Source organism: Pseudoalteromonas sp. Angola-4 (assembly GCF_028599265.1).
Taxonomy (GTDB): domain Bacteria; phylum Pseudomonadota; class Gammaproteobacteria; order Enterobacterales; family Alteromonadaceae; genus Pseudoalteromonas; species Pseudoalteromonas atlantica.
On the sequence record NZ_JAQREK010000020.1, the window covers coordinates 44,650 to 65,050 of the forward strand.

Genomic DNA, 20,401 nt, shown 5'->3' on the forward strand with positions numbered 1-20,401 from the left:
GAAAACGTTGGCTTGTGTCAAGAACAGTAAACGTTAGTAAAAAGCTGTAAACACGCCCCTGTTATCGGTTACATGTCAGTTACCATTCAGTTTAAAGCGCTAGTATTGAACCCAGTTATGTAACAACATACACGAGGCACTAGTATGAAACTGACTCAATTACTCCCTGCTCTACTTGCCATAAGTGCAGTATCTGGCGCTGCATATGCAGCACCCAATGAGCGAGAACACGCAAAAAGTTTTAATAATGAGCGCGCAAAACGCATCGAATACAAACGAGATGAGCGCCGCGATGACAAAAAACAGCGTATAGAATATAAAAAAAACGACCGTAAAGAGCGCAAACAAGCCAAACGCGAGCACCGCAAAGAGCAAAAGCGCAAAGTTGCCCATTACAAACAGCAGCAACGCACTCGTAATTATTTTAAACATAATCGCCACAACGTAGTGACCTACCGGCCTGGGCATTATTTTAATCATTTACCGCGCAATAGTGCTTCAATCAGATTTAATGGCATTACGTTTACATTTAGTGATGGTATTTACTACAGAAAAGCAAAAAGAGGCTACCACGTAGTTAAGCCACCAAGAGGCTTAAGAATACGCTCACTACCAAGGCATTATTCACACTTTAAACGCCATAATACCACTTACTATACCTACCAAAATGTATATTACGTGGCAGATAATAATGGTTATAGAGTAGTTGATGAGCCTAAAATAGTGGTTAATCAGGCTATTAAGGTAGGCAGTGCTAAAAATTATGATTTAGGGCAAACCTACGACACCCTCCCTATTTCGGCAGAGGCAGTCACGATTAACGATCAACAATATTTTAAGTACCAAGATATTTATTTTTTACCGCAAATAAACGGTGACGAAATAAAATATTTAGCGATAAATTTAGGGTAAACAATTTAGCTCAAACGCAGGGCAAGCTGCTTTATGCATCTTGCTCTTTTGACATTAAGTCGGCCATTCGTTGGTTAATTTCTTGCTCACTTAAATCTTCTTTATGGGTGCCTATGGTCCAAATATGCCCGAATGGGTCTTGTAGGGTGCCGGCTCTATCACCGTAAAACTGGTCGTGCACTGGGCGTACTTCTGTAGCGCCAAGTTCAATTGCCTTTTTAAATACGCTGTCTACATCTTCTACGTAAAGCATTAAACTTACCGGTGTGCCACCAAGTGCATTGGGGCTTTTAAATGACTCGTCCGGGCATGAGTCCGAAATCATAATGTGGGAGTCGCCAATTATAATTTCAGCATGGGCTATACCGCCCTCTGGCAGCGGCATTTGCATTACTAACTGCGCATTAAATGCATCACGATAAAAACAAATAGCTTGCTGAGCACCTTCTATAATTAAGTACGGTGTTACCGAACTAAACCCTTTGGGAATTGCTGAAACAGTCATAACGCTCTCCATTATTTTTTATTGGTGTATGTATTTAGCCTATAGGTTAAAAACACTTCTTTCAACGTGTTAACTCATTTAAGTCACTATAATTAAATTAGCCAATTTGTGGTCAATAACTATACTAGCTGTAATATATATCTTACTTTTATTTGCTTGGGACTTTTATAATGTTAGCTAAAATTAGCCTCGCCGCTAAAAAGTATAAAGTTCTGAAATATTTAGTTTTAAGCTGGTGTGCTTTATTTGCCCACCAAAGCGTGGCTAAAGTTGTGATTGCCATTGTAGGTAAAACAAAAAACGACTCTTTTTATCAGCAAGCCTTTAAAGGCTGTTTGCACTTTAGTAATGAGCACCCTGAAATAGAATGCAAGTACGATGGACCAAAAGACTTTCAAGACATTCGTAGCCAATCTATGGTCATTAATAGGTTAGTTGATCAAAAAATAGATGGGTTAATTGTAGCAACAACCGACTCTCAGCATTTGGTCACTCGCTCATTAATGGCGCTTAAAAGCAAAAACATTCCTGTTATAACTTTTGATTCTGACCTGCTAGAAAAACACCAACAGTACCGCCTAGCCTACGTAGGCAGTAACAATTTCGACTTTGGCGTTGCCTTAGGCGAGCAAGTAAAAAAACTGACCAACAAAGCAAATAATACGCTTTGCATGCAGTCGGGGCACCATACGACCCCTAATTTAAACAAGCGTATTGCTGGGGTTAGGTATGCGCTGTCTGATCAAGCGACAGCGCACCTATCAGGTAAAAACGGTTGGCGCGAACATAGTCGCTGCCCCTTATTTAGTTTAGGTAAGCGCGAAGAGTCACTAAAGCAGTTAATGCATTTATTAAAAATGGACAACCCACCCATTTTTTAGCTGTTGCGGGGTTTGCACAGTTTAACCCTCATTACGTAAATGCCTTAGCGCCTTTTAAGCAACGTATTGCCGATAAAGACATTATTATTGTTTCTGCCGATACAGAAGAAATACAGCTCAATGTGTTAAGCAGGGGCCTCTCTTCGGCTAACATAGGGCAAAATCCATTTGAAATGGGCCGCTTGAGCACTAAGCTAATGCACGACTACATTTTATATAATAAAAAGCCTGCGCAATCTCACTACTACACCGACTTTCATTACTGCACCCAAAGTAACGCCTCAAAGTGCACTGTTAATCATTAAAATTTTACCCTATTAACTGTGGGTTATGACCTTTTAAGTACGATGCAGTGCACTTTAGCCAGCGTATTATTGCTCTAAGTTTAAACGTTGGTGCCACGCTGCAATGCTTTCATCGGGGTATTCATCAAACTGTTTATCATTCTTTTGAATATGCGGGGTAACCCAATTGGCCTTACTGGCAAGCATTAAATGGGTGTGCTCTGGCGGTACGGGTAATTCGCTGTCTATTGCGCCAGCAAAGGGATGAACTTGCTCAGGCCATCGCGAATCATATAACCACAAGTTACTGCTGCAGTGTTTACAAAAATGGCGCTCAGCAGGGCTGGTTTTATCACCCACTTTGGCATGATAAATAGTAATATGCTCACGCCCTGTAACCTCAAGCGTGCTGTATTGTGCGTTCAAGTTTATAACAAACCCGCCACTGCCGGCCGTTTTACGACAAATAGAGCAGTAACATAAGTTATAAGGATAAGGGTGTTTAGAGCTCACACTAAACGTTACTTTGCCACAGTGGCAAGCGCCTTTAAGCTTCATAATAAATCCAATTAGTTACTGTTTAGAGTTAATACCATAACCAGTTAGCCATAAAAAAACCACACCCTTTACAGGGTGTGGTTATTATTTGCTAAAGCGTTTTGTTCTAACGCTGCCAAAACCTTAAATTGCGCAATGTTTCAATAAATTTATCTGCAGAGTGCATGTTTAAATCTATCCAACCATCGTCGGCTTTACCATCAAGCCCTGCGGCTTCAAATAATGCCATGGCATCTTTTGTGTAGCCTATGTATTTCATGTGCGCGAACGCATCGCTCACAAAGTCTTTTGACTCAGGAATACCAGCAAGCTTCTTAGCGCCCTCTTGCGTTGCAAGTACCATCACCGCATCGTAAAGCACCGAAGGGCCGCCATTAATTACTTGATCCGCTGCTACATGCTTACCTTTACTACAACATGCACCACCTACTTGTGCGGCCACAATTTCGTAGTTAGCACCTTCAGCGTCTAAGGCATTTGTAACCGAATTAAAAATATCAGCATCAAAGCCATCGCTCACTAAAATACCTAACTTTCGACCTTTAAAGGTATCTGGCGCATTTTTTAAAATACTTAGCGCATCTGATACAGGTAAATCGTTACGCGTTGGCATAGCAGCTTCAGCCGGCTCTGGCATATCTTGCAGGCGCAGGCCTTTTGCAACTTCTTGCGCTAATGTGTTATCTACATTTAATAAGTGCGAAACCACACGCTCACGAATCGGCACATGCTCTACTTTTGAAAGCTCAAATACAAACGCATATTGGATGTGCGCTTGCTCTACTTCTGTTTGGCTTAAGTAAAATTGGCGCGCTTGGCTGTAATGATCGCTAAATGTTTCTGAGCGATAACGCAGCTTATCTCCACCGCTTACTTCTGGCTCGCTTGAGCTTTTAAAGCCATGCACTGGGCATTCACGGGGGTTATGCTCATCGCCGCTCCACGAGTTTGGCTCGTAGTTAGCACGCCCTTTAGGGTTATGCATTGCCATGTGGCCATCTTGTTGAAAATGACGCATTGGGCATTTAGGCGCATTAACCGGAATGTGCGTAAAGTTAGGACCGCCTAAGCGTTTGGTTTGAGTATCTAAATACGAAAAGTTACGCCCTTGCAGTAATGGGTCGGGTGTAAAATCAAGCCCAGGTACAATGTTTTGTGTACAAAAAGCCACTTGCTCTGTTTCGGCAAAAAAGTTATCAACTACACGGTCAAGCACCATGCGGCCCACAATTTTTACGGGTACTTGCTCTTCAGGTATAAGCTTGGTGGCATCAAAAACATCAAATTCAAATTCATCAGCAAATTGCTGATCAAACACTTGTACACCCAGCTCCCACTCTGGGAAGTCGCCTTTACCAATAGACTCCCACATGTCTCTGCGATGAAAATCAGGGTCAGCACCATTGAGTTTAAGCGCTTCGTTCCACACTACTGACTGCATACCGGCTTTTGGTTTCCAATGAAACTTAACAAATTTTTCATCGCCATTTGCATTAATAAATTTAAAGGTATGAACACCAAAGCCTTCCATAAAGCGTAAAGAGCGCGGTATGGCTCTATCTGACATGGCCCACATAATCATATGAATTGACTCAGGCGATAAACTTACAAAGTCCCAAAAGTTATCGTGCGCGGTTTGCGCTTGTGGAAAACCACGGTCTGGTTCAGCCTTAGCTGAGTGAATTAAATCAGGAAACTTCATCGCATCCTGAATAAAAAATACAGGTATGTTGTTACCCACTAAATCCCAGTTTCCTTCTTGGGTGTAAAATTTAACAGCAAACCCGCGAACATCACGTGCTAAATCGGGAGACCCTTTATTCCCTGCAACAGTTGAGAACCGTGCAAATACCGGTGTTTTTTCACCTTTGCGCTGAAAAATATCAGCACAGGTTAAATCTTCAAGCGTGTCGTAGGTTTCAAAATAACCATGAGCACCGTAGCCTCTGGCATGTACCACACGCTCTGGAATGCGTTCGTGATCAAAGTGAAACAGCTTTTCGCGCATTACATGATCTTCTAATAAACCTGGGCCGCGCTTGCCTGCACGTAATGAGTTTTGATCGTCGCTAACAGGGCACCCTTGCGCGGTGGTCATCGTTGGGTATTCATCAGAAGCCTTTTGATGTAATTCGCCACCATGCCCTTTATTGCCTGAGTATTTAAATGATTCAGCCATGTTTAGTCCTTCATACAATTTGATTTAATGGGTCGATAGTTTTTATGGGCTTTAAATTAAAAGCGACTATGCAAATGCAAAATAAAGACCAGCCATCCAACCTAGTAAAAAAAGGGCTGTACAGACAAAAAAGTAGTATTTGAGGTAATTTATAAAAGAAAAAATTACACAGGCGTGTAACTTTTTCAGACAAAAAAAGAGCACTTAAAAAGTGCTCTTAGGTTTTAGCCTTAATCTTTATTCTCGTTAACTAAAATAACTTTACGATGTGGGAATGGAATTTCAATATTGTTTTCATCAAGGGCTTTTTTAATCAGCTCTGGCACCGTGTATAAAATTTCGAAGTAGTGCTCGCCTTTACAAAAAGGTCTTACTAAAAAGTCTACCGAGCTGTTGTTTAGTGTTTCTACTTCAACAAAAGAGGCTGGGTCTTTTAGTATGTATGGATGAGCCTCAAGTACGCTATCAATAACTTTGCGAACAGCGTCGGTGTTTTCATCGTATGCCACACCAAAGTGCATATCTACGCCACGAATAGGATGATGCGAATGATTAATAATTTGCGCTCCCCAAATTTGGCTATTTGGGATAATAACTTGCTGATTATCGAACGTTTGCAAAATAGTTGTAAACATATCAACCTCGGTAACTTTACCAAAGCGCCCTGCGGCTTCAATAAAGTCGTTTACTTTGTAAGGTCTAAATATAAGTAACATTACACCTGCAGCTAAGTTAGACATAGCACCTTGCAGCGCTAACCCAATAGCTAAACCTGCCGCACCTAATAGCGCAATTATTGAAGCTGTTTGCACACCAAAGCGGTTTAACACGGCAATAAATACAAACGCTAAAATAACATAGCGCGCCATACTGCCTAAAAAGCGAAACAGCGTGTCATCAAAGTGAGTGTATTTATGGCATAAAGTAATAATCATATTACGCACTTTACCCGCAAGCCATAAGCCTATTAGTAATATAACAATTGCCATTAGAATATTTGTTGCCCACATTACTGCTGCCGGCAAATACTGATTTACATCAATATTATTTATTATCTCGTCCATTTTATTGTTCCTGTTAGACTGGTTGTAAATATAAAATCACATTAAACACTTGATGTTAACTTTTTATTAACTAAATTACGAATTTTTACTTATTCGCTGTATTTGCCTTTCATTTTTATCACCAATAACAGTTACAAAAACAAATCAGTACATAAATTGACCGAAAATATTTTTTATTGCGTATATATTGTTCAATTTGTAAATAAAGCCAATGTGTTCTAAACCTTTAAGAGACACCTTGTTAAGGAGCGTTGTTATGCCAACAACAAATACGATTAATAAACACTCTGAATTTGCCCGCTGCATTGAATGCAATAAGGTAAACACATTTGCGGCTTTTCACTGGCTAGCACTGGCATTTAAAGACATGACCCGTGCGCCCATATTGAGCCTTATTTACGGGGTAATATTTACCCTTATTCCTGTTGCTATTGTTTACTGGGCAATGTTTACAGGTACATATTTAGTAATACTGCCTGCAACCGTGGCGTTTGCATTAATAGGCCCAGCCTTTGCGGCAGGCCTTTACGATGTAGCATGGGAGCTTGAAAAAGGGCATAAACCCACACTTAGCCACTCTATAAAGTCGATGTTTAGAAACCCAGTAGGCGAATGGGGCTTTGCAATAATGCTAATGGTTATCATGATTGCTTGGATGCGTTTAGCCGCGCTTGTGCATGCTTTATATCCTAGCCACGCCAATCCCACCTTTGAAGAGTTATCGGCGTTTTTAACGTTAGGCAGCATAATAGGAGGGGTATTACTGGTGACTGTATTTTCGCTTTCTGCTTTTGCTCCACAAATAATGATGGAGCGCCGAGTAGATATTATGACCGCTGTAATAAGCTCTATGAACGCTGTAAAAACTAACTTTGCCGCTATGGTGGTATGGTCAATTTGTATATTTTTATTGGTAGCTGTTGGTTTTGCTACCGGTGCCACGGGCTTTATTGTAATTATGCCTTTGCTTAGTTACGCCAGTTGGCATGCTTATATTGCAGTTATTAAAACCAAAAAACCTCGTGGTTACGAGTAACAACCAACCACTTAAAGTTCCAACCACACTGACCAAAAATAGCGCCAAAAGGCGCTATTTTTTTATTAACCTAGCAAAGCAAGCTGTGCTTAAAATACCCAAATAGCATGTAAAAAGGGCTGGTTTTCTATTTTATTAGTCCCTAACTTGTTGTACCAATAGCGCCACTCTACCCCTACCATTAACTGCTGCGGGTTTAAATTAAAGTTTTGCCCTACATCCCAATGCACAGCGGGTTGAGCAAGCAACCACTCATTAACTTTATTGCCTAGTTCGTCATCACGCCCAGAAATATATTCTACGTGGCCGGTAAAATAAAATGCTTGGCTAGCTAGTGTAAAAGGTGCACCCCATGCAAGGTCTATAAAAATGCTGTTGTCTTGCTTGGCTAGCTGATCTTTTTGCACGCCGCCGTTGGCATCAATGTAACCTGCAAAAGTAGTTGTTAAAAAATCAAAACCTGGGGCATCCCAGCTGAGCTTTATGCCTGGGGTATATTTCATTAATCCCTCTTCACCGGCGTTTATACCAAACACTAAACCTGTGTCTTTTATTGCACCATAACGCACAGAGGTATCAAAGGCTTTTGATAAGCTAAGTGTTGTGTACCACTCGCCATATATACCCGTATCTTGAAAACCATCACTAAGGCTGTCGTTTAAAAAGTCGATAAAAAAGTAGTTATCACCTAAGTCATGCTCTGAGGCATGCTCTATGGTGTAGGTGCGTGTAAATGACGACTCCCCGGTAAAGGGATTTAAGGCATCGCCAAAATTTGTGTGAAGCTGTGTGACGCTCCAATTTTCTGCTAGTGCTGAGTGAGACAAAAGCAGTATAGATGTTGTAAACAGTGTTTTTAAAAAATTCATGATTTATTTACATAACCCCAATTAAAATGCGGCGGGAGTATATCAGTGAGCATTCACCAACTAAAGAGATTAAATAAGTACAAAGGCTGATTTTTAAAATCTAAGCAGTAAAGCCCAGTAGGGCGACTTTAAAAGAGCAGCGTTAGCCCTGTATAAAACACCTGAATTAATCATTACGCAGGTAATAAATAAGCACCTTTATATTTTGTATACCCTTGCTTAGCTTATTTACTGGGTTTTATTTAGAGGTTGTAGCGCGTGCAATATTAAGGTGAGCTTTAAAGGCGATTTAATAACGGCGTGAATTGTAAGGCTAGGTACTTTAGGTAGCTGTATTACACAGACTATACCTTATTGAGCATAAACAAATTTCAACTCAATCGATAAACAGCCACAGCTTTTTTACTACTGTGCACAATTTACAAAAATAAGTGCATAAAATTCATATTCTACGTCTCTCCCTTTTTAACCCTACGTACCCAATGAAAAATAAAGCATTAGGTATCAACAACTTAAATAAATAAACTTGGTAGGCATAGGCTTTGCTTCATGTATTGCAAGTTAAATGGTAGCAATGGCTACATACAACAAATTACACAACGGGAGACATTATGAGTAACTCACAACACCCAATTGAATTTACAGCCCCAGGTATGGATAACGAATCAGCAAAAAAAACAATTGAAACACTCGATAACCGACTCGTAGCGCTTTTAGACTTACAACTTACTTTAAAGCATATTCACTGGAATGTAGTAGGCCCAAGCTTTATTGGTGTGCATGAAATGTTAGACCCACAAGTCGATGCTATTCGCGAAATGACCGACACCATCGCAGAGCGTATTGCTACATTAGGCGGTACGCCACAAGGTACACCTAAGTCAATTGTAGATCGCCGCACATGGGAAGAATACTCATTAGGTAAAGCCTTTGTAGTAGAGCATTTAGGTGCATTAGACAAAGTATACAGTGGCGTAAACGCCGACCACCGCAAAGCCATTGGCACGCTGTCTGAATTAGACCCAGTATCAGAGGATATGATCACCAGCCAGCTAGGTGACTTAGAGCAGTTTCAATGGTTTGTACGTGCACACATTGAATCGTCTGCAGGTAAACTAAATCATTAATTTATTACCCACTTTGCCATACAAGGAATGTTAATAAGAGTTAAAGGACTAATAAAGATACAAGGATACGTTACATAAGTAGGTACAGGATGAAGTGCAAACTACAAGGACTCGTTGCTTATTACATAAAGGATGTAGTAAATGCACCAAGGATGACTAAAGCTTGCTAACGGATTTGGTAAACCTACAAGGATTGTTAAAATACAAACGCCTAGTATAAGGCATGCTAAGCGTTTGTATTTTTTTACCACTTTAAAGCTTAAAACTATCCCACGGACCAGTAATAGCCAACGTTTTAGTTGGCATGTATACGTTTACAAACAAGGTTTGCCCGTCAGGTGAAAAACACGCCCCAGCAAGCTCTGTTTGCGCATGCAATTTAGCAAAGTTATACACCTCTCCTTTGGGTGTTACCCCGCGTAAATGGTTATTCACCGTGTCTGTGTATTGATCCTCACATACAATTAAATGCCCGTTAGGTGCTACCGTTAAATTATCACCAAAGTTGTATAACGACTCGTTTGTACTTTCTACAAATAGTTGTATTTTACCAGGCTCATTTTGCTCTAACTCAGTGCCTTCGTTTTTTGAAGGTGTGTACTTCATTACCTGACCTAACTGCTTTTTGCCCCCATTAGTACAGCAAAAATAAAGCTCATTTTTACCCCAATGTATTCCCTCTCCTCGTGCAAATAAGGCTGCACCTTTTTTATAACCTTGCTTACGTAGGTCATCATTTGGGCTTTTAGGGTCTGTGAGCGTTATCCATTCAACTAAAAGGTCGCTGTGTAATGGCATGGCTGGTGAGTCCCAATTTCGGCTATCAAACTGAGGCTGGTTTTTAATTACCATCGCTTGCAATGTGCCGCCTTTATTTAACTTATCGCGATGATGAGGAATAAACCGATAAAACAAACTATCGCCTCTATCTTCAGTTAAATAAACAATACCAGTTTGTGGGTCTATTGCTGCGGCTTCATGATTAAAGCGGCCCATATCATATAATGGCTCTGGCTTAATTAGGCCTTTGGCGCTGGCTGGTACCTCAAAAATGTAACCGTGAGATTGAGACAAGCCATCGCTTTTATCCATAACGGTTTCTTCGCAGGTTAGCCAACTACCCCACGGCGTTACACCGCCTGAGCAGTTTCTTATTGTGCCACACAGCGATAAATACTCTTGCTCGCGCTTTTGCTCTTTTAAGTTATAAATTATATGGCTAGTGCCCCCAGGCAAAGCTACACCATTTTTAAATGAATCATAGGCTAAAGGGGTTTTGTGATTACTAATTAAATCAGATGCTTTATTAATGTGTTTAGGTTGTAACTCATGGTTACGTATAAGGGCTACGCGTTCGTTATCTAATGCAATACAACCCATGCCATCGGCACGGTCGGGTACGTCTAAACCATCATCCATTTTATCGCCAAGTGCCGATATAACCCGATAACTAAAGCCTTTAGGTAAATCTAATAAGGCCTGAGGGTCGGCTATTAATGGGCCATAAGCAGGTAACTTTGTTGTTACTTCAGGTAAAGCAACGTTACCCATTGCGCTGCGCGATAAGCCAATAAACGCAAGCGAGCCTGCACTAAATAAAAACTCTCTTCTAGAAACCATTATTTTATTCCCGTGTTTTTTATTAAATCTATAGTAAATGAAATAACCCGCTAGAAGTGCGGCGCTTTGCTAAATTCATCAAAATGTAATAATGTAACATTCCATCCGTACCAGATATCAGTTAATTCAACTTTAAATAATTGCCCTCACTGTTTAATAGTAGGATAGTAAGTTACTCAAATAACAACGGCTTAATTAGGAGTATCATGATCAAAGTATTACTAGCAACCAGCTTAATTGCCTCTTCATTCGCAGCTTTAAGTAATCCACTCACCGTTGAAGAACAACGCATCAGCAAAGCACAAACAGCAATGCCCACTGTGTTAAACGCCTTTAATAAAGAAGTAACCACCTTTGAGCAACAGTTTAAAGCGCTCAATAACTTTAAAGAGGCAAAGCAGCTCATTCAAACCTATAGTTTTGAGCTGTGGGAAAGCGCTAAGCAACGCATTATTAAAACTAACAATTACGACGACCGAGCACTTTACTGGGCGCGCTTGCTTTCAAGCAAAATAATACGCACAACCGCAGCTAACGTTGAGCTATCTGACGCGCAAATAAATACGCTGCTAAGCATGCTTGAAGAGGGCAGCCGAGGCCGCACCGATTTAGCTTTTTCATCAGGCAGTGATAAAAAAATTATACTTACCGGATTTGACCCTTTTTTACTCGACAAAAATATCAACCAAAGTAACCCATCTGGGGTCGCCGCATTGTTACTCGACGGCCAAGTTATTAATTACAATGGCGTTAGCGCCGAAATTAACACGGTTATGGTACCAGTACGCTACGAAGACTTTGACCAAGGTATAATAGAATCACTCCTTGCCCCCTACTACGCACTTAACAACGTCGACATGGTTGTAACGGTTAGTATGGGTAGAACCGAGTTTGATTTAGAGCACTTTCCTGGTAAACGCCGCAGCGTAACCGCGCCAGATAACGCCAATATTGTCTACGGTGGTACGCAAACAAGTCCTGTTATACCCAAGCTAAATGGCCGCCCACTGCCTGGTAATGAATTTGTAAAATTTAGCCTACCAGTAAGCGCCATGCAAAACGCCAAAGGCCCATATAAAGTAATCGACAATCGCGAAGTAACTACACTTGCTAAAACCTTTAAAGCGGGCTCGTACGGCGCACTTAAAAATAGTGTTGCAGTAAATGGCGGCGGGGGTGGTTATTTGTCTAACGAAATATCGTATCGTAGTATTCGACTGCGTGATGCGCTAAATTCGAGCATTCCTACTGGGCATATCCATACCCCGCGTATTCAACAATTTGAACCCGAAACAGAAGCCAACATAGTTAAACAAATTAAAGCAATGCTCACGCAAAGCTTAGTGGCATTATAATAAAGCTAAGCAATTAATATACATAAAAAAAAGGGCAATATTAATTGCCCTTTTTTACTTTTTAAGCGTTAGCTCTTCGGGTAGTTAGATGGGAAAAACGCACGTTTGGCTTCTTCATCAAACTCTTTTTTAAAGGCGACATCGGTGCCAATTTTGCGTGCACGCGCAACCGCTGGGCGGCTATCAATGCTTTCAAACCAACGTTTTAAATTAGGGTATGGCGCTAGGCCTTCTTCTCCAAGTACTACTGGCGCTTTATCAATCCAACCCCAAGCAGATACATCAGCAATGGTGTATTCATCACCCACTATAAAGTCGCGACCTTCAAGGTGTGCATCAAGCACTTCGTAATGGCGCTGCGCCTCACGCAAGTAGCGGTTAACGGCGTAATCAAGCCCTTCTGGCGCCATATGTCTAAAATGAACACTTTGCCCAGAATACGGCCCTAAACCCGATGCAATAAACATTAACCATGAAAGCATTTCGGCGCGATTTTCTGGCTTACCTGCTAACTTGCCGTGCTTTTCACTTAGGTACATTAATATAGCGTTCGAATCAAATACACGGGTTTCACCATCAACAATGGCAGGTGCTTTTGCATTAGGATTAATGGCTTTAAACTCTGGTGTATGTTGCTCACCTTTTAAGGTATCAAGTGGTACAAGTTCAAACGGTAGGCCTGTTTCTTCTAAAAACAAAGCAACCTTCATTGGGTTAGGTGTATGGTGAAAATAAAATTTGATCATAAAACGCTCCTAAAAGTAGTAGCTACAATTAAACCACAACTTGAGCAGTCGTTCAAAAAATAGTTAACTAAAGTACTTAACCAAACAGCTCACTTGTATTAACCCTGCACCAATATAAGCAAATATAAAGCGCGCTTCTTCTTGCGCCTTTTTAACAAGTGCTACCAAAAAAGTGACTACAATAATAATTACACTCAATGCTAAACCATATAAAAAAGAGCCACAAAAATGAGGTAAAACAGCAAGTAAGCCGGCAATAATTACTAGGCCATTATGAGCTGCAGGCATACGAACATTGAATAATATCCCGAGCAATGCAGTTATAAACGAAGATGCGTATAAAATTACAACTTCCCTAGGCCACTCGTAACTTAGTGGATGTTTAAAATTAAAGCTTGTAGATTTTAAACTAGTAACCGCAGACGAAGTCGCGTGTATAAAAATACTAACTAATAACGCGCCGATAAAAAATGCAGCAAATGCCGAAACAGCACCACCGCCTGTATACCCTGCTTTCTCTTTTTCTATCACTATAACAACAACACTCAGTGCCGCACTGAGCTGAAACCATTGCCAGTAGTCGTTGCTAAAAAGAGGGGTTGCAGCGAAGCCAATTACGGGAACTAATATTTTGGCTTCTTCGTTTTTGTGTAATAAATAAAAAGCCATAATAGCTATATAAAACAGTGCCGTTACATCAGGCATAAAATCTACTTCCTTTTAAATTTCAACAATATTTCATCACTAAGGGAATACACTACAGCCCCCCATATTTTGCTATTAGTTGCTTTACGCAATCCGCGCTTATGTATATTTGGGCCTTCAGGGTTCTTTTTCTGCCCCTGCTTTTATTTAATGGGAAACGCTTATAACTACTATTTTTAGCAGCCTCTTTCAAGCCCGCTCTCTTTTACATGCTCAATCAGCTCAGGAAAAAATGCTAAAAATACCGCTTCTAACTCATGGTAGTTTTGCGTTATATCCTCAGCAGTACCAGCAAAGTTATTAGTAAAACGAATCCGTTTGGCTATGTTATCGAGCGCAAGCCCTACCCCTTCTATCGTTTCGTACTCTTTAAACCAATCGTTTGTAATCATGCTGGTTACAACATTCTGCATGCGCGGTGGCATAACCGCTATGCGATCATTTAAAAGTGCGTAGCTGCTGTGTTTAAAATCATTTAAAGGGAGTTTGTTAAAGTGTTGCCAATGCCTAATTAAAAAATGATCAAACAGTACGTCAATCGCTACGCCTGCAAAGCGTTTTCGCTCGGGCGAAAAGTACTGTTTAGCGGATTTTACAAAAGGGTGTGAGTCGGTAAACTTATCAACTAAGTAGTGGTTTTCTAGCGCGCTTTTAACGCTACTTGGCAGGTGCTGTGCATACCTGCGGCCGCCAAAGTCACCTAATAAATTGCCAAAGTGCGAATCGGCTGTAGGTTGTGCAAAATAAAGGTGAGCTAAATAATTCAACGCTATCCCAATGGGTTTAAACAAACTTAATTTTGCCAAATAGTAACGCACATTTGAGCGAAACTCACACGCGTGTTTAGTGCACTCCCTGTGTAATTACCTAACACTATAGTTTGAAAATCATACAAAAACTCTGTAAAGCCGTCGCACTCAATTCAGCATAAAATATTTAAAATATAATTATCAATCACTTAAAGTTTAAAAGTTGCTGGAATATATATTGCTACCTAGCGTATTTAGCACTCAAACATGTATAGCTCTTTTTATTAGCAGGCAGTTTAAAGGGGCATAAAACACAGGTTAAATCAGTTATGGATATAGCTATATTTTTTAAGTCGTTACTATTACTAGCCTTTTTTTTAACGCTAGGTAATTTAATTAAGTACACATTTTTAAGGGGGTTAATTGTGCCCTCCTCGTTAATTGCCGGCGTGTTGGCTCTTTTATTAGGGCCACAATTACTCGGTGAGCATATTAATTTGTCACTCCAAGGGACTAATTTATGGATAGATGAAAAGGTCACAAATATATGGAAGGAGTTACCTGGGTATTTAATTGTGGTGGTGTTTGCAGGCTTATTTTTAGGTAAAAAAATACCTACAATTAAACAATCGCTAAATCAAAGCCTACCCAATTTAAGCTTTGGCTACAGCATTGCCATAGGCCAATATGTAGTCGGGATGATCACAGCATTATTAATACTAGCCCCTTTATTTGATACCAACGAAATTGCCGGCGCACTCATTGCTGTAGGATTTCAGGGCGGGCATGGCACCGTAGCTGGCCTGCAATCCACTTTTGAGAGTATCGATTTTGCAAAAGGTATGGACTTGGGACTAGGTATAGCAACAATAGGCCTTATAAGCGCCATCGTATTAGGGACTATTATGTCTAATCGCACCGATGATGGCGACCAAGAGCTTGAAATTAGCCACGACGAAAAAGTAGAAGTAAAAGACCGCCCGTTTGGTCTGCACTTTGCTATTTTAGGCACTGTTGTTATTGTTGCTTGGCTTTTACTTAGCGCCTTACAAGTAGCCGAAAAAAGCCTTTTTGCCGATTCATCTGTAAAAATACTTGAGTACATGCCTTTATTCCCCGTTGCGATGATGGTGGGTTTAGTGGTGCAAATAGCACTTAATAAATCAGGCATGGGTAACTTAATTAGTCACTATCAAATAAACCTGCTTTCTAACCTCTCCCTCGATTTACTGATAATTGCCGCACTGGGTGCGCTTAACTTATCGGTACTTGCTAAATATTGGCAAAGTATTTTAATTTTAGGTGCGGTGGGGGTTGCTTATAGCGCAGCTATTTACTTTTTCTTTGGTGGGTGGTTTTTCCCTAAAGATTGGAAAGTGAGAGGGATTGGCGAGCTTGGGCAATCTATGGGCACCACGGCGGTTGGGCTGTTAATGCTAAAACAGGCTACCTCAAACCCTAGTGAGCATATTCGCCCCTTTAGTTACAAACAACCGCTTTATGAGCCTGTGGTTGGCGGCGGTATTGTTACTGCGCTCGCACTTCCTGCCATTGCTAATTTTGGGCCGTGGGCATTTACTATTATTATGGCGTTTATATTAGCGTGTGTAGTAGGTGGTTTTGCCTTTTATAAACGCCGTAAGCACAAAAGCGAGTAGCCCAATTACGCTATAAAAAGGCCGCTACAAAAGTTGTAGCGGCTTTTTAAACGTTGGTTTTTTACTTTTACAAGTAACTAATTACTCGCCTTAACCCAGTTTCCATTATCATTTTTACTGTAGCTATTTTTAACAGCAGACCACGCCACTTTATGCGCTGTGGTTTCGCGATCGTCATCGTTTTTTCTATCGCTTGGGTCCTTATAGGTATCCCACGCGCTATTAAACGCCTCTTGGTATATCTCTTGGGCGTGTTTAGGTAAATTACTTTTTACCGGCTCAGGTAACTCCTTTGTATTTTGGTAAGGCATAATAACCTCCGTATTACTTAATTACGCCGCACGCAACACGTTTACCGCCGCCACCTAGTTTCTTGGGTTCGTCGGCATAATTGTCGCCTCCTTTGTGGATCATCACTGCATGTTGTTTAAGCTGCTCAAGCTTGAGCCTTGGGGCTAAAACAGGCGATGTAGCTTCGCCATCCTTATTTACAAATAACGCAGGTAAATCGCCTAAGTGGCCATTACTCCACGGTTCATCGTGGTGTTTAGCGCTGTTAGGATCAAAGTGCCCACCAGCAGCAGCGGCAGGTACAACTTTACCGTTTTTTTGCTTTGGCTCGCAGCTAGCATATTGATGAACATGAAAGCCATGCTGCCCAGGCGTTAACCCCTTAAGCGCAGGGGTAAATACCACCCCGTGATCATTTTCTGTCAATGTAACAGTGCCAAGTAGCTCACCTTGCCCCGATTTACTCACTGCATGCATATCAACATCTACATTCGCCAATGCGCTATTTTGTAGCATTGCAGCGGTAAAAAATATGGCGCAAGCGGGTTTAAAAATTCGTGTTGCGCTTTTACTACTGGATGAATTAAACAGTAAACTATTCATTGTAATCTCCTCGTAAAGTATCAGGTTTATAAATTACCGTGATTGCTTAGCTATTAGGTTCAATCTTTATACCAAGCTCGCTATAGATGTATAATTTACCTACATAATACTTAACTCGCTGAATCATAATAAAATAATCAGCTATGGGAAATTATCAACTCGCCACTTTTAAACATACTGCGCAATTTTGCCAAAACGCTGTACAAAAACTGAGGCATATTTACAAATAAAATGACAACTTTACAGGCCTAGCAGGCAACCCACGCTTTCCTAAATACCTTTTGCGATGGCTTAAAAAACAGCTTAACCGCTAAGAGGCTAATTAGTTAACTTCACGCTAAGCCAATAGCACAGCGCGTTTAATCAAATTACACCCTCATGCACAAACTAAAATAAACCATGCTCGCCACGCCCACTGCGCTGTCGGTATGCTAATTGCTCAGCATACTAGTGTCGTTAAACGGGTTATAGATGACCCTATCGCTATTAAACAATGGAGGGAATTATGAGTAACAAGCAACTAATTAAAACACTAGGTATAGGCCTAGCCGCTGCATCAGCTGGCATGTTGACCAGAAAAAGCTTACAAAAGTCGTGGGAAAAAGTAACCAATGAGCCAGCCCCAAAAGACAAGCCGAGTGAAAAAACTGATCTTAAAGAAGCCGTTACATGGGCTGTGGTGTCGGGCGTGGGTGCAGGCTTAGCAAGAATGGCCGTAAATTACGCGCTAGATAAACGAAAGCACAAATAACCCACCTAATAAGTGTAACTTTTCTAAAGCCCCTTATAGGGGTTTTTTAACGCTATAAATAAAGTGTGTCTAAAGACATTTAAAAATGAATAAAAAAAAGGTGAAACTACGTTTCACCTTTCTGGCAATTCCTTTAACCATTATGCAGTAGAGACGTTGCTTGCCCCTGCATTGTTAAGAATTTCTTCAATTGCGTTTTTGTTATCGCTATCGTACTTAACGCCGATTAAAATAGAGCCCTTTTCAATCGCATCTTCATAATATTTAATTTCGTGCTCTGGAATAAATGCACCAATAGCAGCACCTAACGTGCCACCTACAGCAGCACCAGCGCCGCCCGCTGCAAAAGCAGCCACTAATGGACCAGCTACGAGCAAACCTGCTCCACCGGTTGCCACGGTACCTACAGCAGTAAACCCGCCTACAAGAGCGGCAATAATACCACCTGAGGCTGCTCCTACAATGCCGCCCTCAGCCGCTTTAGTTCCCTCATCTAAAGCAAAATCTTCCTTTGCGTATGAGTCATTGGCTACAATGCTTATATCAGCTTCGTTAATACCTAATGCTTCTAACCTATAAATAGCCAGTGTTGCTTGCGATGCGCTTTCAAATAACCCAGTAATAACCTTGCTCATAATAACTCCTTTATTTATTTAAAATAATACAGCTATTACTAAGCAAAACCTAAGCCACCAAAATAACACCTAAAAATCAACAGCTTAAATTAAATTATACTCAAACACTCTCGTAAACAACGTAAATATTGCTAACTGTTGTAAAAAACTCCTACCTCATACATAAATGCACCAACGCTTAGCGCTTTTATACAACGCGTTAATAAACTCAATTACTGAGACCACGTAATTTCGGCTAATTGATTAGTAGCCGTTTGATGAATGATTAAGCTGTTATTGCCCATACGCATGTGCCTAATTAAGCCAGAGTAAACCCCTTCTTTACTCGGAATTTGCCAGCTTTGCATGGTTTGAGTTTTTAAATCAAACCTAACCAGTGTTTCGGGACGCTTAGCCGACTCATTAAACCAAATAGCATTATCGGCATATTCAATGGCATACGGGTGGCTGTTTTCGCCGCTGGGGTTATCCCACTGCGTTATTTTACCGTTTTTGGGGTTATAGCGGCCCAGTTTACCCATGCCAGAGTTTACATAAAACACCATATAATCAGGCGTAATAGCAAGGCGCCTAGTATGTGTTTTAGCACCTGGGAGTTTTATTTCGCTTAGCGCCATAGTGTTTTTATCAACTTTAACCAAACAGTTACTGCCGTTACACGACACCCACGGCGTCCCGTTTGAATCAAGCTTTATACCATAAGGCCGCGAGCCTTTAGTGGGTAAAGTAGCCAGTTTAATATCGCCGTTTTTAGGGTTTAGCCTGCCAATCATGTTGCTGCGCTGCAGGGTAAACCAAAATATACCTGCATCATCAAACACGCCTGTATGCGGGTCACGGGCATTTTTATTAGGCATTTTATACACTTTAAATTTTTCGGTTTGTAAATCTAAATACCCCACCGTGCCATTTTTATTGCCTAAAAACCAAGGGGTTTGGTTTTTATCAAGCGACACACTGTGCGCATACGTACCACTTGGCAAGGTGTACTCTTTCATTTCACCGGTTTTAGGGTTTAACCTACCTAAAATATTGCCCCACTGGCCAACCCACCAAATAAGCCCGTTTTCACCTTGCACAGGGTCGCGAGCGCGCTGCCCAAGCGTAGGCACTTGCCAATATTTAAAGCTAAGTTTTAAATCGCCTTTTACCACCGTTGATTCGCGCTTAGTGTTAACAGGGTAATGCTTTGCCAAATACGTGCTTATATCTTTACTAAGGGCCGTGCCTTCACCTGTATCAACCATATAGCTTATTAGTGTTTGCCAACCCTCTTGGCTATAACCCGCACTGCGCTCTAGGTTATTTAAACTATGGCAACTGGCACAAAGCTGCTCAACTAACACCCCTGGCTCATTACTCAATACAGGTAACGGCGCAGCTAAAGCCCCTAGCGCAGCCATTACAGCAACGTGTTTATTAAATAAAAATCGATTTTTACGCATAACCCCCTCCCTTTTTTAATATTAAAGCATAGGGCGAAAGTGTTTACTATGTGAGCACTTTTAGCTTTTAGCTTTTAGCTTTTAGCTTTTAGCTTTTAGCTTTTAGCTTTTAGCTTTTAGCTTTTAGCTTTTAGCTTTTAGCTTTTAGCTTTTAGCTTTTAGCAAAATAGTGTCGTTTTTATTTTCGGTGTGGGAATCGTTATTTGAGGGGGTAATAGTAATTTAGGTACGTTTTCTTGCTTAAAAAACTAAAACAAACTCCCTCTACATGTAAAACCAAATAGTTCGGGCTTTCGGCCAACGCGCGAGCAAGCTTCGCGCCTTGTATCTCTCGTTGATAAATGATTAGCTATCATTTATCACATCGAAGTCAGTGAGCTTGCCTTTGCGCCTAGTATTTAATACTGCTCCGTAGATAAAGCCCTGAC

General features: G+C 40.9%; 20 protein-coding genes. 7 read left to right on the forward strand and 13 right to left on the reverse strand.

Annotated elements, in window-relative coordinates; genetic code table 11:
• Nucleotides 1-144: 144 nt before the first annotated feature.
• Nucleotides 145-912, forward strand: coding sequence for a DUF6515 family protein (locus tag PSH48_RS18040; protein WP_004588873.1), 768 nt, complete (start codon nucleotides 145-147; stop codon nucleotides 910-912).
• Nucleotides 913-943: 31 nt separating this feature from the next.
• Here PSH48_RS18040 and PSH48_RS18045 read toward each other — a convergent pair whose 3' ends face one another.
• Nucleotides 944-1,417, reverse strand: a complete 474-nt coding sequence (locus PSH48_RS18045; RefSeq protein ID WP_004588872.1) for a VOC family protein — start codon at nucleotides 1,415-1,417, stop codon at nucleotides 944-946.
• Nucleotides 1,418-1,587: 170 nt separating this feature from the next.
• Between PSH48_RS18045 and PSH48_RS18050 the strand changes: the two genes are divergently transcribed.
• Nucleotides 1,588-2,298, forward strand: a complete 711-nt coding sequence (locus tag PSH48_RS18050) for a substrate-binding domain-containing protein (RefSeq protein ID WP_273612027.1) — start codon at nucleotides 1,588-1,590, stop codon at nucleotides 2,296-2,298.
• Between the two features lie 371 nt (nucleotides 2,299-2,669).
• Here PSH48_RS18050 and PSH48_RS18055 read toward each other — a convergent pair whose 3' ends face one another.
• The 3 genes from PSH48_RS18055 to PSH48_RS18065 form a co-directional block, all read right to left on the reverse strand.
• A complete protein-coding gene (locus tag PSH48_RS18055) occupies nucleotides 2,670-3,140 on the reverse strand; it encodes a GFA family protein (protein WP_054982811.1) in 471 nt (156 codons plus the stop codon).
• Between the two features lie 106 nt (nucleotides 3,141-3,246).
• Nucleotides 3,247-5,319: a catalase gene (locus PSH48_RS18060; RefSeq protein WP_273612028.1), complete on the reverse strand. Its 2,073-nt coding sequence runs from the start codon at nucleotides 5,317-5,319 to the stop codon at nucleotides 3,247-3,249.
• A 230-nt stretch (nucleotides 5,320-5,549) separates the two neighbouring features.
• Nucleotides 5,550-6,383: a mechanosensitive ion channel family protein gene (locus PSH48_RS18065; protein WP_273612029.1), complete on the reverse strand. Its 834-nt coding sequence runs from the start codon at nucleotides 6,381-6,383 to the stop codon at nucleotides 5,550-5,552.
• A 256-nt stretch (nucleotides 6,384-6,639) separates the two neighbouring features.
• Here PSH48_RS18065 and PSH48_RS18070 point away from each other — a divergent pair, with 256 nt between their 5' ends.
• Nucleotides 6,640-7,419: a DUF2189 domain-containing protein gene (locus tag PSH48_RS18070; protein WP_004589488.1), complete on the forward strand. Its 780-nt coding sequence runs from the start codon at nucleotides 6,640-6,642 to the stop codon at nucleotides 7,417-7,419.
• 89 nt (nucleotides 7,420-7,508) lie between these two features.
• Here the strand turns inward: PSH48_RS18070 and PSH48_RS18075 are convergent, their stop codons facing one another.
• The gene (locus PSH48_RS18075; protein WP_055252763.1) at nucleotides 7,509-8,288 is read right to left on the reverse strand and encodes a nucleoside-binding protein; all 780 of its coding nucleotides are present in this window, start codon (nucleotides 8,286-8,288) and stop codon (nucleotides 7,509-7,511) included.
• Nucleotides 8,289-8,899: 611 nt separating this feature from the next.
• Between PSH48_RS18075 and dps the strand changes: the two genes are divergently transcribed.
• Complete coding sequence (dps, locus tag PSH48_RS18080; protein ID WP_004587573.1) at nucleotides 8,900-9,415, forward strand: DNA starvation/stationary phase protection protein Dps; 516 nt, start codon at nucleotides 8,900-8,902, stop codon at nucleotides 9,413-9,415.
• A 252-nt stretch (nucleotides 9,416-9,667) separates the two neighbouring features.
• Here dps and PSH48_RS18085 read toward each other — a convergent pair whose 3' ends face one another.
• Complete coding sequence (locus tag PSH48_RS18085; RefSeq protein ID WP_273612030.1) at nucleotides 9,668-11,035, reverse strand: alkaline phosphatase PhoX; 1,368 nt, start codon at nucleotides 11,033-11,035, stop codon at nucleotides 9,668-9,670.
• Between the two features lie 206 nt (nucleotides 11,036-11,241).
• Here PSH48_RS18085 and PSH48_RS18090 point away from each other — a divergent pair, with 206 nt between their 5' ends.
• The gene (locus PSH48_RS18090) at nucleotides 11,242-12,390 is read left to right on the forward strand and encodes a hypothetical protein (RefSeq protein WP_273612031.1); all 1,149 of its coding nucleotides are present in this window, start codon (nucleotides 11,242-11,244) and stop codon (nucleotides 12,388-12,390) included.
• Between the two features lie 68 nt (nucleotides 12,391-12,458).
• Here PSH48_RS18090 and PSH48_RS18095 read toward each other — a convergent pair whose 3' ends face one another.
• From PSH48_RS18095 to PSH48_RS18105, 3 genes are all read right to left on the reverse strand, one after another.
• Nucleotides 12,459-13,136 (reverse strand): glutathione S-transferase family protein, encoded by a 678-nt coding sequence (locus PSH48_RS18095; protein ID WP_064386423.1) that lies wholly within the window; start codon nucleotides 13,134-13,136, stop codon nucleotides 12,459-12,461.
• A gap of 63 nt (nucleotides 13,137-13,199) precedes the next feature.
• Nucleotides 13,200-13,841, reverse strand: coding sequence for a hypothetical protein (locus PSH48_RS18100; RefSeq protein ID WP_273612032.1), 642 nt, complete (start codon nucleotides 13,839-13,841; stop codon nucleotides 13,200-13,202).
• 176 nt (nucleotides 13,842-14,017) lie between these two features.
• Complete coding sequence (locus PSH48_RS18105) at nucleotides 14,018-14,608, reverse strand: acyl carrier protein phosphodiesterase (protein WP_273612033.1); 591 nt, start codon at nucleotides 14,606-14,608, stop codon at nucleotides 14,018-14,020.
• Nucleotides 14,609-15,015: 407 nt separating this feature from the next.
• Between PSH48_RS18105 and PSH48_RS18110 the strand changes: the two genes are divergently transcribed.
• Nucleotides 15,016-16,248 carry a sodium:glutamate symporter gene (locus tag PSH48_RS18110; RefSeq protein WP_273612034.1) on the forward strand — a complete coding sequence of 411 codons (1,233 nt, stop codon included), beginning with the start codon at nucleotides 15,016-15,018 and terminating at the stop codon, nucleotides 16,246-16,248.
• A 77-nt stretch (nucleotides 16,249-16,325) separates the two neighbouring features.
• Here PSH48_RS18110 and PSH48_RS18115 read toward each other — a convergent pair whose 3' ends face one another.
• Together PSH48_RS18115 and sodC are read right to left on the reverse strand one after the other, a co-directional pair.
• Nucleotides 16,326-16,559 carry a ChaB family protein gene (locus tag PSH48_RS18115; protein WP_273612035.1) on the reverse strand — a complete coding sequence of 78 codons (234 nt, stop codon included), beginning with the start codon at nucleotides 16,557-16,559 and terminating at the stop codon, nucleotides 16,326-16,328.
• 13 nt (nucleotides 16,560-16,572) lie between these two features.
• Nucleotides 16,573-17,142 carry a superoxide dismutase [Cu-Zn] SodC gene (sodC, locus tag PSH48_RS18120; RefSeq protein WP_273612036.1) on the reverse strand — a complete coding sequence of 190 codons (570 nt, stop codon included), beginning with the start codon at nucleotides 17,140-17,142 and terminating at the stop codon, nucleotides 16,573-16,575.
• A 505-nt stretch (nucleotides 17,143-17,647) separates the two neighbouring features.
• Between sodC and PSH48_RS18125 the strand changes: the two genes are divergently transcribed.
• The gene (locus PSH48_RS18125) at nucleotides 17,648-17,893 is read left to right on the forward strand and encodes a DUF4235 domain-containing protein (protein WP_055016387.1); all 246 of its coding nucleotides are present in this window, start codon (nucleotides 17,648-17,650) and stop codon (nucleotides 17,891-17,893) included.
• Between the two features lie 140 nt (nucleotides 17,894-18,033).
• Here PSH48_RS18125 and PSH48_RS18130 read toward each other — a convergent pair whose 3' ends face one another.
• Nucleotides 18,034-18,528, reverse strand: coding sequence for a hypothetical protein (locus PSH48_RS18130; RefSeq protein WP_055016388.1), 495 nt, complete (start codon nucleotides 18,526-18,528; stop codon nucleotides 18,034-18,036).
• Nucleotides 18,529-18,740: 212 nt separating this feature from the next.
• Nucleotides 18,741-19,973, reverse strand: a complete 1,233-nt coding sequence (locus PSH48_RS18135; protein ID WP_273612037.1) for a Vgb family protein — start codon at nucleotides 19,971-19,973, stop codon at nucleotides 18,741-18,743.
• Nucleotides 19,974-20,401: the final 428 nt, after the last annotated feature.